General features: G+C 71.4%; 9 protein-coding genes and 1 pseudogene. 8 read left to right on the top strand and 2 right to left on the bottom strand.

Annotated elements, in window-relative coordinates; translation table 11 throughout:
• Window positions 1-11: 11 nt before the first annotated feature.
• Window positions 12-2294 carry a (Fe-S)-binding protein gene (locus ABZ861_RS14100; RefSeq protein WP_361628919.1) on the bottom strand — a complete coding sequence of 761 codons (2283 nt, stop codon included), beginning with the start codon at window positions 2292-2294 and terminating at the stop codon, window positions 12-14.
• 376 nt (window positions 2295-2670) lie between these two features.
• On the opposite strand from ABZ861_RS14100, the pseudogene ABZ861_RS14095 reads away from it, so the two are divergent.
• The 7 genes and pseudogenes from ABZ861_RS14095 to ABZ861_RS14065 form a co-directional block, all read left to right on the top strand.
• Window positions 2671-3627 (top strand): annotated as a pseudogene (locus ABZ861_RS14095) (MraY family glycosyltransferase); the annotation flags it as partial.
• Between the two features lie 1044 nt (window positions 3628-4671).
• Window positions 4672-6531, top strand: a complete 1860-nt coding sequence (dnaK, locus tag ABZ861_RS14090; protein ID WP_361628916.1) for a molecular chaperone DnaK — start codon at window positions 4672-4674, stop codon at window positions 6529-6531.
• A complete protein-coding gene (gene grpE, locus ABZ861_RS14085; RefSeq protein WP_361628913.1) occupies window positions 6528-7196 on the top strand; it encodes a nucleotide exchange factor GrpE in 669 nt (222 codons plus the stop codon). The genes dnaK and grpE overlap by 4 nt, the downstream gene beginning before the upstream one ends.
• 39 nt (window positions 7197-7235) lie before the next feature.
• Window positions 7236-8417 (top strand): molecular chaperone DnaJ, encoded by a 1182-nt coding sequence (gene dnaJ, locus ABZ861_RS14080; protein ID WP_361628910.1) that lies wholly within the window; start codon window positions 7236-7238, stop codon window positions 8415-8417.
• Between the two features lie 5 nt (window positions 8418-8422).
• Window positions 8423-8875, top strand: coding sequence for a helix-turn-helix domain-containing protein (locus tag ABZ861_RS14075; protein WP_361629337.1), 453 nt, complete (start codon window positions 8423-8425; stop codon window positions 8873-8875).
• A gap of 504 nt (window positions 8876-9379) precedes the next feature.
• Window positions 9380-10486: a substrate-binding domain-containing protein gene (locus tag ABZ861_RS14070; protein ID WP_361629334.1), complete on the top strand. Its 1107-nt coding sequence runs from the start codon at window positions 9380-9382 to the stop codon at window positions 10484-10486.
• 182 nt (window positions 10487-10668) lie between these two features.
• Window positions 10669-11697, top strand: a complete 1029-nt coding sequence (locus tag ABZ861_RS14065) for a LuxR C-terminal-related transcriptional regulator (RefSeq protein ID WP_361628907.1) — start codon at window positions 10669-10671, stop codon at window positions 11695-11697.
• A 69-nt stretch (window positions 11698-11766) separates the two neighbouring features.
• Here ABZ861_RS14065 and ABZ861_RS14060 read toward each other — a convergent pair whose 3' ends face one another.
• Window positions 11767-12777: a helix-turn-helix transcriptional regulator gene (locus tag ABZ861_RS14060; protein WP_361628904.1), complete on the bottom strand. Its 1011-nt coding sequence runs from the start codon at window positions 12775-12777 to the stop codon at window positions 11767-11769.
• Window positions 12778-13068: 291 nt separating this feature from the next.
• Here ABZ861_RS14060 and ABZ861_RS14055 point away from each other — a divergent pair, with 291 nt between their 5' ends.
• On the top strand, window positions 13069-13404 hold the full coding sequence (locus ABZ861_RS14055; protein ID WP_361628901.1) for a hypothetical protein: 336 nt from the start codon (window positions 13069-13071) through the stop codon (window positions 13402-13404).
• Window positions 13405-13820: the final 416 nt, after the last annotated feature.

Genomic DNA, 13820 nt, shown 5'->3' with positions numbered 1-13820 from the left:
TCCCGGCGTCGCTACTTCACCGGCTCGGGCTCCGGCTCGCTCGCCGACTCCTCGTCGCCGGCCGGGTCGGCCGGGGTCCTGACGGAGTCCAGCAGGAGCTGGGCGACGTCGACGACCTGCACCGACTCCTTCGCCTTGCCGTCGTTCTTCTTGCCGTTCACCGAGTCGGTGAGCATCACGAGGCAGAAGGGGCAGGCGGTGGAGACGATGTCCGGGTTCAGGGACAGGGCCTCGTCGACGCGCTCGTTGTTGATGCGCTTGCCGATCCGCTCCTCCATCCACATCCGGGCGCCGCCGGCGCCGCAGCAGAAGCCGCGCTCCTTGTGCCGGTGCATCTCCTCGTTGCGCAGTCCGGGGACCTTGCCGATGATCTCGCGCGGGGGCGTGTAGATCTTGTTGTGGCGGCCCAGGTAGCACGGGTCGTGGTAGGTGATGATGCCCTCGACCGGGGTGACCGGGACCAGCTTGCCCTCGTCGACCAGGTGCTGGAGCAACTGGGTGTGGTGGACGACCTCGTAGTCGCCGCCGAGCTGCGGGTACTCGTTGCCCAGCGTGTTGAGGCAGTGCGGGCAGGTCGCGACGATCTTCTTGGCCGCCTTGGGCTTCTTCGACTCCGCCGTGGCCTTGCCGTCGTCGTCCAGCTCCTCGCCGAACGCCGTGTTCAGGGCCATGACGTTCTCCATGCCCAGTTCCTGGAACAGGGGCTCGTTGCCCAGGCGGCGGGCGGAGTCGCCGGTGCACTTCTCGTCGCCGCCCATGATCGCGAACTTCACGCCCGCGATGTGCAGCAGCTCGGCGAACGCCTTGGTGGTCTTCTTCGCGCGGTCCTCCAGGGCGCCGGCGCAGCCCACCCAGTACAGGTACTCGACCTCGGACAGGTCCTCGAGGTCCCTGCCGACGACCGGGATCTCGAAGTCGACCTCCTTGGTCCACTCCAGGCGCTGCTTCTTGGCCAGGCCCCAGGGGTTGCCCTTCTTCTCCAGGTTCTTGAGCATCGTGCCCGCCTCGGAGGGGAACGCGGACTCGATCATCACCTGGTAGCGGCGCATGTCGACGATGTGGTCGACGTGCTCGATGTCGACCGGGCACTGCTCGACGCAGGCGCCGCAGGTGGTGCAGGACCACAGCACGTCCGGGTCGATGACGCCGTTCTCCTCGGCGGTCCCGATCAGCGGGCGCTCGGCCTCGGCCAGGGCGGCGGCGGGGACGGCCTTCAGGGCCTCCTCGTCCGCCTTCTCCGTGCCTTCCACGCTCTTGCCGCCGCCCGCGAGCAGGTACGGCGCCTTGGCGTGGGCGTGGTCGCGCAGCGACATGATCAGCAGCTTCGGGGAGAGCGGCTTGCCGGTGTTCCAGGCGGGGCACTGCGACTGGCAGCGGCCGCACTCGGTGCAGGTCGAGAAGTCCAGCAGGCCCTTCCAGGAGAAGTGCTCCACCTGGGAGACGCCGAAGACGTCGTCCTCGCCCGGGTCCTCGAAGTCGATCGGCTTGCCGCCGGAGGTCATGGGCAGCAGGGCGCCGAGGGAGGTCCCGCCGTTCGCATCGCGCTTGAACCAGATGTTCGGGAACGCCAGGAAGCGGTGCCAGGCCACGCCCATGTCGGTCTTCAGCGCGACCGTGATCATCCAGATGAAGGAGGCCGCGATCTTCAGGCCGGCGAAGAAGTAGGTGAGGTTCTGGAGCGTGGAGACGTCCATGCCCCGCAGCCAGGAGACGACCGGGTACGAGAGGAAGAACGACGCCTCGTAGCCGTCCACGTGGTGCTGGGCGCCCTCCAGGGCGTGCAGCATGAAGATGCAGACGCCGACGATGAGGATGACGCCCTCGACGAAATACGCCTGGCCGAAGTTGGAGCCGGCGAAGCGGGACTTGCGGCCCGGCTTGTCGGGCTTGCTGAGCTGGCGGATCGCGATCAGAACCAGGATGCCGAGCACCGTCATCGTGCCGATGAACTCGACGAACATGTTGTACGGGGCCCACTCGCCGATGACCGGCAGGAGCCAGTCGGCCTGGAAGAGCTGCCCGATCGCGTTGACGATCGTCAGCAGCAGCGAGAAGAAGCCCACGGCCACGAACCAGTGCGCCACGCCGACGACGCCCCAGCGGTTCATCCTCGTGTGCCCGAGGAACTCCCTGGCCACGGTGAGGGTGCGCTGAGCGGGATCGTCGGTCCGCGTCCCGGCCGGCACGGGCTGGCCCAGTCGCATATGGGTGTAGATCTGGAGGACGGCGCGGCCGAACAGTGCCACGCCGACCACGATCAGGACCAGCGACACGATGATCGCGGCGAGTTGCATTGGGGCTCCTGTGAGGCGGCCTCGACATTACTAAGCGGTAACTTATTCAGTCCGTTCGAGAGTACCCCCATCCTCTGTCGCAATGTAGCTGGGCGCGGGGTGATCTGAGTCGCTGAGGGTCCCTTGACGGACCTGCCGCGACGCCCTCTCCGGGCTGCGCAGGGGCGCGTCCCTCCGGCCCGCGCGAGGGCGCCCTCCGGGCCGCCTCGGGGTGGTCTTCCGCCCGTGTCCGGGGTCCTCCCGTCCGCTGCCAGGCGTCCTCGCCGCCGCGTCCGGAGCGCCCCGCCTCCCTCGTTTAGCCCCCTTTCGGGATTCCTTTCCGTTCCGATCGTGTTATTCACGCCTCATCGACCGATATGCCCCTAATTTAAGACCTGTGCTCTACGGGATCGCCACCGCCACGTCCGCCCTGCTCCTCGCCGCCGTACTCTCCGCCCAGCTCCGCGCGCCGGCGCTGCGGCTCGGGCTGGTCGACCGGCGCCGCGCGCGGCCGGTGCCGCTGCTCGGCGGCGCGGCCGTGGTGGTCAGCACCTGCCTGGTCGTGTCCGCGGGCGCCTGGACGGGGGCCATGCCGCTGAGCCGCGACGTGGGGAGGCTGCTCGCGGCGGGCGCCGGGGTCGCCGTCCTCGGTCTGACCGCTGACGTGTGGCGGTTGAAGACCAGGTTCCTGCTGCCCGGCACGGCCGTCGCGGCCGCGTTCGTGGTGCCGTACGACGAGACGGGGCTGCCCGCGGGGATCGCGGCGGTGTGCTGGATCGCCTGTGTGGCCGCGGCCTTCCGGGGACTGGACCACGCCGACGGCCTGGCGGGCACGGTGGGCGTGCTCACCGCCTTCGGGGCCGGGGTGTGCGCGGCGGCGGAGGTGATGGACGACCTGGCGGTGCTGCTGAGCGTGCTGGCCGCCGCGCTGACCGGCTTCCTGATGCACAACTGGCATCCCGCGCGGATCGCGTTCGGCGCCTGCGGCTCGCTCTTCACCGGCTTCGTGCTGGCCGCCGCGGGCGTGCTGGTGCGCACCGGCTACAACGCCGGGGCCACCGCGGCGGTGCTGTTCGCGCTCACCGCCGTGGCCAGCGCGGACGCCGTCCTCGTCGTCCTCTCCCGGCGGCTGGCCGGGCGTCCGCTGCTGCGCCGCGGGCCGGACCACCTCGTGCACCGGCTGCGCCGGCTGGGGCTCACCCCGCCGGGCGCCACCGTCCTGCTCGGCGCGGCCGCCTTCGCCACGGTCCTGGTCGGGGTGCTGGTGCACACGGACTGGCTGGCCCCGGCGAGCGCGCTGTGGGCGGCGGGCGGGGCGCTGGCCGTCGTCCTCGGGCTGCTGGGCGTACGCGGTCCGCGCCGCCCGCACGGTCCGCGCGACCCGTACGTCACCGGCGTGCGCCGCGAGGCCGGGGGGCCGAGGACGACGCTGTCCCGGCCCCGGGCCGCCGGGGCGGCGCCCGGCACGGTCGCCCGGCCGCACTCCGCCCCGGCGCGCGCCGCCGGTCGCGCCGCCGACCGCGCGGCCGGTCCTCGGGCAGCCGTACGGGCAGTCCGGGCCGCGCGAGCAGTCCGCGCCGCACGAGCCGTCCGGGCAGCACGCGCCACGCAGACGACGCAGACCACGCAGACGGCGCGTACAGCGCAGACGGCCCAGACGGCGCGTGCCGCACGTATTGCACGCGTCGCCAGGGCCGTCCGCGCCGCCGTCGAGGTGTGCGGCGCGCGGATCAGGGCAGGAGCGGGCGGGGCCGCATCGGGGCGCGCCGCCTCCGGCACGGCCGGAGGCCGGGCGGCCGGGCGGGGCGCCGGGAACCCGGCGGCCTGGGGGTCGTCGCGACGCTCCGGCGCCGTCCCGGCCCCCGGGGGCGCGCGGACCATGAGCGGCTTGCGGGCCCCCAGCGGTCCGCGCACCGCGAGCGGCCTCCGGGCGCCGGGCGGCCCGCGCACCGGGAGCGGCCTGCGCGCCCCGGCGGCGCCGCGCTCAGGCGCCGCTTCGCTGACCGGCGCCCCGGGTCTCCCCGGCACGGGCGCCGGCGCCCACACCGGCACGGGCGCCCACACCGGCACGGGCGCCCACACCGGCACGGGCGCCCACACCGGCACGGGCGCCCACACCGGCACGGGCGCCCACACCGGCACGGGTGCCCACACCGGCGCCGCCGCTGACGCCGTCGCCGCCGGGCCCCGGCAGCGAGAGGTCGCCGCTCGGGACGCTCGCCGTCCCCCGCGCTTCCTCGCTCCTCCGCCGCGGAGGTCAGCGTCGTCGCAGGTCAGCGAATCCTTGCGTGTAAGCGATAGATAAGACTTGAGTCGGTGTGACTCATGTCTGTTGACCGGCGCGAGGCGGTCGTGCACACTTGAGTCCGTTCCACTCAAGTAGCTGGAGGAATTCACCATGGCACGTGCGGTCGGCATCGACCTGGGCACGACTAACTCCGTCGTCAGCGTTCTGGAGGGCGGCGAGCCCACCGTCATCACCAACGCCGAAGGCGCCAGGACCACGCCGTCCGTCGTCGCCTTCGCCAAGAACGGTGAGGTGCTGGTCGGCGAGGTGGCCAAGCGTCAGGCCGTCACCAACGTCGACAGGACCATCCGGTCGGTCAAGCGCCACATGGGCACCGACTGGAAGATCAACCTGGACGGCAAGGACTTCAACCCCCAGCAGATCAGCGCCTTCGTGCTGCAGAAGCTGAAGCGGGACGCGGAGTCGTACCTCGGCGAGAAGGTGACCGACGCGGTCATCACCGTCCCGGCGTACTTCAACGACGCCGAGCGCCAGGCCACCAAGGAGGCCGGTGAGATCGCCGGTCTGAACGTGCTGCGCATCGTCAACGAGCCGACGGCCGCCGCGCTGGCCTACGGCCTCGACAAGGACGACCAGACCATCCTGGTCTTCGACCTCGGCGGCGGCACCTTCGACGTCTCGCTGCTGGAGATCGGCGACGGCGTGGTCGAGGTGAAGGCCACCAACGGCGACAACCACCTCGGCGGCGACGACTGGGACCAGCGCGTCGTCGACTACCTGGTCAAGCAGTTCCAGTCCGGCCACGGCGTGGACCTGTCCAAGGACAAGATGGCGCTCCAGCGGCTGCGCGAGGCCGCCGAGAAGGCCAAGATCGAGCTGTCCTCGTCCACCGAGACCTCGATCAACCTGCCCTACATCACGGCCTCCGCCGAGGGCCCGCTGCACCTGGACGAGCGGCTCACCCGCGCCCAGTTCCAGCAGCTCACCGCCGACCTGCTGGAGCGCTGCAAGACGCCGTTCCACAACGTCATCAAGGACGCCGGGATCTCCATCAACGAGATCGACCACGTCGTCCTCGTCGGCGGCTCGACCCGTATGCCCGCCGTCGCCGAGCTGGTCAAGGAGCTGACCGCCGGCAAGGAGGCCAACAAGGGCGTGAACCCGGACGAGGTCGTCGCCATCGGCGCCTCGCTCCAGGCCGGCGTCCTCAAGGGCGAGGTCAAGGACGTCCTGCTGCTCGACGTCACCCCGCTGTCCCTCGGCATCGAGACCAAGGGCGGCATCATGACCAAGCTCATCGAGCGGAACACGACGATCCCGACCAAGCGGTCCGAGATCTTCACCACCGCCGAGGACAACCAGCCGTCCGTGCAGATCCAGGTCTACCAGGGCGAGCGCGAGATCGCGGCGTACAACAAGAAGCTCGGGATGTTCGAGCTGACCGGTCTGCCGCCGGCCCCGCGCGGCGTCCCGCAGATCGAGGTCTCCTTCGACATCGACGCCAACGGCATCATGCACGTGACCGCCAAGGACCTGGGCACGGGCAAGGAGCAGAAGATGACCGTCACCGGCGGCTCCTCGCTGCCGAAGGACGAGGTCGACCGCATGCGCCAGGAGGCCGAGAAGTACGCGGAGGAGGACCACGCCCGCCGCGAGGCCGCCGAGACCCGCAACCAGGGCGAGCAGCTCGTCTACCAGACCGAGAAGTTCCTCAAGGACAACGAGGACAAGGTCCCGGGCGAGATCAAGACCGAGGTCGAGGCCGCCGTCGCCGAGCTGAAGGAAGCGCTCAAGGGCGAGTCCGGCCAGGGCGAGAGCACGGCCGAGATCCGCACCGCCACGGAGAAGGTCGCCGCCGTCTCGCAGAAGCTCGGTCAGGCGATGTACGCCGACGCCCAGGGCGCGCAGGCCGCGGGCGGCGAGTCCGCCGGCGCCGGCGAGGCCAGGGCCGACGACGACGTGGTGGACGCCGAGATCGTCGACGACGAGCGCAAGGACGGTGCCGCGTGACGGAGGAGACCCCGGGCTTCGACGAGCAGCAGCCCGACGTCCCCTCCGACGACGCCGAGCCGAAGGCCGCCTCCTCCGATGAGGAGGAGGGGGCGGCCCCGGCCGGGGACGCCGCGCAGTCGGCCGGTCTGACGGCCCAGCTCGACCAGGCGCGCACCGCGCTCGGCGAGCGGACCAAGGACCTCCAGCGGTTGCAGGCGGAGTATCAGAACTACCGGCGCCGGGTCGAGCGCGACCGGGTCGCGGTCAAGGAGATCGCCGTGGCGAACCTCATGACCGAGCTTCTGCCCGTGCTCGACGACGTCGGCCGCGCCCGCGAGCACGGCGAACTGGTGGGCGGGTTCAAGTCCGTCGGCGAGTCGCTGGAGACCGTGGCCGCCAAGATGGGCCTTCAGCAGTTCGGCAAGGAGGGCGAGCCCTTCGACCCGACGATCCACGAGGCCCTGATGCACAGCTACGCGCCGGACGTCACCGAGACGACCTGCGTGGCGATCCTCCAGCCGGGGTACCGGATCGGCGAGCGCACCATCCGCCCCGCGCGGGTGGCGGTGGCCGAGCCGCAGCCGGGCGCCCAGACGGTCAAGCCGGCCGAGGAGGCAGGCCAGTCCGAGGTCGAGGCCGAGGCCGGCGAGGGCAAGGACGACGGTGGGCCTGACGAGGGCTGACGCGACAGGCGGCGACGCACGGAAGGAGGGGCGTCGGGGATGAGCACCAAGGACTTCATCGAGAAGGACTACTACAAGGTTCTCGGCGTCCCCAAGGACGCCACCGAGGCCGAGATCAAGAAGGCCTACCGCAAGCTCGCCCGCGAGTTCCACCCGGACGCCAACAAGGGCAACGCCCGCGCCGAGGAGCGCTTCAAGGAGATCTCCGAGGCGAACGACGTCCTGGGCGACTCCAAGAAGCGCAAGGAGTACGACGAGGCCCGCGCGCTGTTCGGCAACGGCGGGTTCCGTCCCGGTCCCGGGGCGGGCGGCGGCTCCTTCAACTTCGACCTGGGCGACCTCTTCGGAGGCGGCGCCCAGGGCGGCGGGGGCGGCGGGGGCTTCGGCGGCGGCATCGGCGACGTCTTCGGGGGACTGTTCAACCGGGGCGGCGCGGGTGCGGGCGCCCGCACCCAGCCGCGCCGCGGCCAGGACATCGAGTCCGAGGTCACGCTGAGCTTCACGGAGGCCATCGAGGGCGCCACGGTGCCGCTGCGGATGTCCAGCCAGCAGCCGTGCACGGCGTGCTCGGGCACCGGCGACAAGAACGGCACGCCGCGGGTGTGCCCGACCTGCGTCGGCACCGGGCAGGTGACGCGCGGCTCCGGCGGCGGCTTCTCGCTGACCGACCCGTGCCCGGACTGCAAGGGCCGCGGGCTGATCGCGGAGAACCCGTGCGAGGTCTGCAAGGGCTCCGGGCGCGCCAAGTCGTCCCGGACCATGCAGGTCCGCATCCCGGCCGGGGTGAGCGACGGGCAGCGCATCCGGCTGCGCGGCAAGGGCGCCCCGGGCGAGCGCGGCGGCCCGGCGGGCGACCTGTATGTGGTGGTGCACGTCGGCGCGCACTCGGTCTTCGGGCGCAAGGGCGACAACCTCACCGTCACCGTGCCGGTCACCTACGTCGAGGCGGCGCTCGGCGGCGAGGTCAGGGTGCCCACCCTGGGCGGTCCGCCGGTGACGCTCAAGCTGCCCCCGGGCACGCCGAACGGCCGGACGATGCGGGCCCGCGGCAAGGGCGCGGTCCGCAAGGACGGCTCCCGCGGCGACCTGCTGATCACCGTGGAGGTGAGTGTCCCGCAGGACCTGTCGGGGAAGGCTCGTGACGCGCTGGAGGCGTATCGCGAGGCGACCGCGGGCGAGGATCCGCGGGCGGACCTGTTCGAGGCCGCGAAGGGAGCATGAGGCAGATGGACGGCCGCCGCCGCAACCCGTACGAACTGACGGAAGACACACCGGTGTACGTCATCTCGGTGGCCGCCCAGTTGTCCGGCCTGCACCCGCAGACCCTCCGCCAGTACGACCGGCTGGGCCTGGTGTCCCCCGACCGCACCGCGGGACGGGGCCGCCGCTACTCCGCCCGCGACATCGAACTGCTCCGCCAGGTGCAGCAGTTGTCGCAGGACGAGGGCATCAACCTGGCGGGCATCAAGCGGATCATCGAACTGGAGAACCAGGTCGCCGCGCTCCAGTCCCGCCTGGCGGAGATGCAGGCGGCGCTGGACGGCGCGGCGGCGGCGATGCGCCAGCGCGAGGCCGCCGTGCACGCCTCCTACCGGCGGGACCTGGTCCCGTATCAGGAGGTGCAGCACTCCAGCGCGCTGGTGGTGTGGCGCCCCAAGCGGCAGCAGCCCTCGGACTGACCGCGACCCGGCGCCTCACCGGCGCACTGGCGCAACGGGGTACTGGCGTGGCGCACCGGCTCAGCGACTCACCGGCTGAGCGCCGCGCACGCGGCGGCGCGCGGGGAACTCCGAAGGGCCGGGAGGCCGAAAGCCTCCCGGCCTTCGCCGCGCCCGGCCTTCGCCGCGCCCGGCCTTCGCCGCGCCCGGCCTTCGCCGCGCCCGGCCTTCGCCGTGGCGAACTGGCCTGGTTCGTTCGCTCGGTTGTGCGGGTATCGGTCCCTCCGGTTCTTGGTCCGCTCTTTGCCGGACGCTGAACCACCCGCGCGTGGCGGGTCCGTAAAGGGCGTTTGGAGGGGGTTCCGAGAGCTTCCACCAAGCCTTCACGTAAAAAGCGGAGCGTGGTGTTGTCATCTCGTTAAGCAAGACCGCTTGACGCCGACAGGCCGCTCCGCGTTGGCTTTTCAGTCACCTGGGTCGCAATGCTGCGCCCTCGTCCGGAAGGCACCAGAAGTGAGCACCTCGATGCGTCGTATCGCCATAGCCGTGGCCGCGCCCACGCTGACCCTCTCGCTCGCCGCCTGCGGGGCTCTCGGCGGGGCGACCGGCGCCACGGGCGCCGGACCGTCCAAGGGCGACGACGTGGCGGTGGGCCTGCTGCTGCCGGAGACGGCGAACACGCGCTACGAGAAATTCGACTACCCCATCATCAAGAGCAAGGTGGCCGACCTTACCCGCGGCCGCGGCCGGGTCGACTACGCCAACGCCGGCGCGGACGCGGACAAGCAGGCCGACCAGATGGAGAAGATGATCGACGACAAGGTCGACGTCATCCTGCTGGACGCCGTCGACGCGCACGCCATCGCCGGCGAGGTGAAGAAGGCCAAGACGGCGGGCATCCCGGTCATCGCCTACGACCGGCTCGCCGAGGGCCCCATCGACGCGTACATCTCCTTCGACAACGAGCTGGTCGGCGAGGTGCAGGGCCGTTCGCTGCTGGAGGCGCTGGGGAACTCCGCCGACGGCTCGCAGAAGATCGTCATGATGAACGGCTCGCCGACCGACCCGAACGCCAGGCAGTTCAAGGAGGGCGCGCTCGCGCAGCTCAACGGCAGGGTGACGATCTCCGAGTCCTACGACACCAAGGACTGGAAGCCGGAGAACGCCGAGGCCAACATGGCCGAGGCGATCCGCGCGATCGGCGGGAGCGGCATCGCGGGCGTCTACTCCGCCAACGACGGCATGGCGGGCGGCGTCATCAAGGCCATGAAGGCCGCGGGCATCGCCAAGCTGCCGCCGGTCACCGGCCAGGACGCCGAACTCGACGCGGTGCAGCGCATCCTGACCGGCGAGCAGTACATGAGCGTCTACAAGTCCTACCCGACGGAGGCGGAGAACGCCGCCGAGATGGCGATCGCCAAGGTGCAGGGCAAGGACATCCAGTTCGACTCCCTGACCCGGGACAACGTCAGCAGCCCCACCGAGAAGCAGATCCCGGCGCAGCTCGTCTCCGTGGTCGCCCTGACCAAGGGCAACATCAAGGACACCGTCCTGGCCGACGGCATCTACAAGAAGTCCCAGATCTGCACCGCCGGCTACCGGACGGCCTGCGAGCGGGCCGGGCTGAAGTGACCGCGCCCCGTCGGGCGGCGGCCTGAGCGGCCGCCGCGCACGGCGCCCGGCCGAGGCCCGTACACACCGGCTGATAACGGTGTTTTCCGCTGCCCGCGAGGCGAGGAGCCGTGTTGCACTGCCGGTCCGGTCCGCGCATAGTGGCGCTGCGGAGGACGCGGAGACCGGGGGTGTGATGGGGCATGGCCGGGCGCGGGACGGAGCAGCATCCACACGGTGCCGACCGACTGTGCGAGACCGGGGATCGTGTGTACTCCCGGGCCGTACGGCGCGGACGGGTGTCGCGCCAGGACGCCGTGCCGGCGCCGTGCCTGCTCGAACTCGCCCTGCTGCACCCGGACCCCGATGACATGGACTTCCTGGTGCCGACCGCGCCGCAGGAGGTCATGACCCGGCTGCTGCGCGAGATGTACGAGGAAGTCAGCGCCAGCCAGCGGCGGGTGGGCTCGGCGGTGGCGGCCTTCGAGCGGTACGCCGGGATGGACGGCCGCGTCCCGCTGCCCTCGACCGCGGCCGAGGGCGGCGCGATCCGCGTCCTGGACGGCCTGGCGCGCATCCAGGCGGCCATGGACGAGGCCACCGAGGCGTGCCGCACCGAGGTGCTGACCGTGCAGCCCGGCGGCATCCGCCGCGAGCACGAGCTGACGGAGGGACTGCCCCGGGCGCTGGCGCTGCGCGGCCGGGGCGTGCGCATGCGCGACCTGTACACGCACGTGGCCCGGCACGGTCAGGGGCTGCTCAACTACCTGGAGCTGATGGGGGACGCGGTGGAGGCGCGCACTCTGGACGAGGTGATCGACCGGCTGATCCTGTTCGACCGCACGGTCGCCTTCGTGCCCGCCAACGCCGACCGCACGATGGCGCTGGAGCTGCGCCACCCGGCGCTGGTGGAGTACCTGGTGACGGTCTTCGAGCGGTTGTGGCGGCTGGCGATCCCGCTCAGCGCGGCGCTGCCCGACACCGGCATCGAGGGCATCTCCCACCGGGAGCGCTCGATCGCCGCGCTGCTGGCCGAGGGCCACCAGGACGCGGTGATCGCCGAACGGCTGGGGATCAGCGTGCGCACCTGCCGGGCGCACATCGCCCGCCTGTCCGAGACGCTGGGCGCGGCCAGCCGCACGCAGCTCGGCGTGCGCATCGCCCAGGCCGGTCTGGACGGCCCTCCGGCCACGCTCGCCGCGCAGGGCCGCCCGTCCCCGACCGCGCGCTGAGCCGCCGTGCCGCGGCGCCGCGGACTGAGCTGAGCCGCCGCGCCGCGGGTTGAGCCGCCGCGGCGCGGCTCAGTGATCCTCCTCCAGGATGCCCGACTGGGCGATCAGATAGCCGAGTTGGGCCCGGCTGCCGCTGCCCAGGGCGGAGGCGAGCTTGGCGATGTGGGCCCGGCAGGTGCGTACGTTCATGCCGAGGCGGCGGGCGATGGCCTCGTCGACGTGGCCCTCCACCAGGAGTTTGGCGATGGAGTGCTGGATCTCCGTGATGCCGCCGGCCGCGCTCTCGTAGGGGGCGCCGGCGCTCAGCGGGACGGCGCGGCTCCACATGAACTCGAACACCTTGATCAGGTAGCGGACCAGGCCGGGGTGGCGCAGTTCCAGCGCCACCTGCTGATCGTCCCGGGTGGGGATGAAGGCGACCGTCTCGTCGCACACGATGAGCCGCTCGACCAGTTCGTCGATCGAGCGGTACTCCACCTTGCCGTCGGCGAGCTGGGCCGCGTAGGCCAGCTTCTCCTGGCTGTAGCGGGCGGTGTGCTGGTAGAGCGTGCGGATCCGCACGCCCCGGTCTATCAGCGGCCGGTCCCGTTCGAGGCCGCGCAGCACGCTGAGTTCGGAGACCCGGTCGCTCGGCTGGACGGTCAGCATCTCGGTGTGGCACTGGCCGGTGGCCAGGTTGAGCGCCGTGTTGATCCGCTCGCCTCCCTCCAGCACCGTGATCGAGCCGCCGCCGGACGTAGGCTGGCCGCTGAGGGCCAGGAACGGCGCGAAGGCGTCCGCGATGCCGGTCGCCGCCCGGCGGCGGTCGGTGATCTCCCGTTCGATGGGGTTGAGCCGCTGCGCCAGGGCGAGCGCCGGGGGCACCGGGCGCAGCCAGTTCGGGTCGTCCGGATCGGGGTGGACCAGGGCGGACTCCAGCAGGCAGGGGGCGGGCTCCGCGTCCGAGCGGGCGATCCTGCCTGTTCGGAGGGCCGCGGCGTACAGGCGACTGCCCTCTGTGCACAGCTCGTTCACCGGATGGGGATGTGTCGCAATTGTGTGATTCGTAGTCAAATCTCCACCCCCCAGGGTCCTGAACATGCAGGAACATGATGCACCGATTGTGTGGCCATGACGTGTCCGAATGAGCCATCGTCGTACGTGACGGGGGAAAAGGGGACCTTCAAGTGAGGACGAAGCCGATTATGGGTAGCAGACTGCTTCGCTCGGTGCTTGTTGCCACCTTCTCCGCCGTTGTGGCCCTCGGTGCGCTGAGTGGCCTCTCCAGTGCGAAGAGCGAGATTCGGGCGAACAGCACCTGGCCTTCGGTGGCCGTGGACTCCGCAAGCGACGCCCTGGGCGGCGCCGCGGCGGCAGGGGCCGGGAGTTGATGTGACCACACCACCCGACGACCGATCCTTCCGCCGCGAGATGGCCACCGCCTACCGCTCCGGCTGGCACTTCATCGACTTGGTCACCGCCATCCCCCACAGCGGTGACTCGCTGATGGTGACCGTCTTCGGAGAGCCGGTCGTCGTGACGCGGGACGAGGACGAGGACGTGCGGGCCTTCCGGTGCCTGCGCCGCCCTCGGGGCGCGCCGCAGCCCGTGCGGTGCGCCGTCCGCTACGGAATGATCTTCGTCAACCTGGACCAGCGGGACCACCGGCAGGTGGCGTCGGAACCCGCCAGCATTCGGACTGCCTCAGCCACCCCCCGCAGCGCCTGACGCGATTCCCCCGTCGCAACACATCGCTCAGGTGCTTCCCCCCGCAGCGGCGTCACCGTGACCTGAACACGGTGACGCCGCTGCAGTTTCCGGCGGCACCTCCGGATGCGGACGGACCCCGGTGTGGCCGAAAGCGCCCGCCGTCGCGCGTCCGCTGCTGCTCTCCACCGCCGCGCCGTCGCCGTGCGCGTGTCGCGTTCTCGCCGCTCCCCTCGGGCTTCGTCGCCGCGCTGTCGCCGCCTCCTGTGCGGCCTGCGCCCCCTTTATAGGGCCTGCGCCTCCGTTGGCGGCCTGCGCCTCTGTCGCCGCATCTTGTTTCCCGTCGCATTCCGGCGCCGTGGTGCGCCCGGTTCGGCCTTGAGTGGACTAGACTCAACTTTGTGCACGTTGGCTGAGTCAGTGCCGGAGAGGGAACC

This window comes from Streptomyces sp. NPDC046985 (assembly GCF_040644415.1).
In the GTDB taxonomy this organism is placed as follows: domain Bacteria; phylum Actinomycetota; class Actinomycetes; order Streptomycetales; family Streptomycetaceae; genus Streptomyces.
Note: the sequence above shows the minus strand (reverse complement) of the source record. Positions and strands in the feature narration are given on the sequence as shown.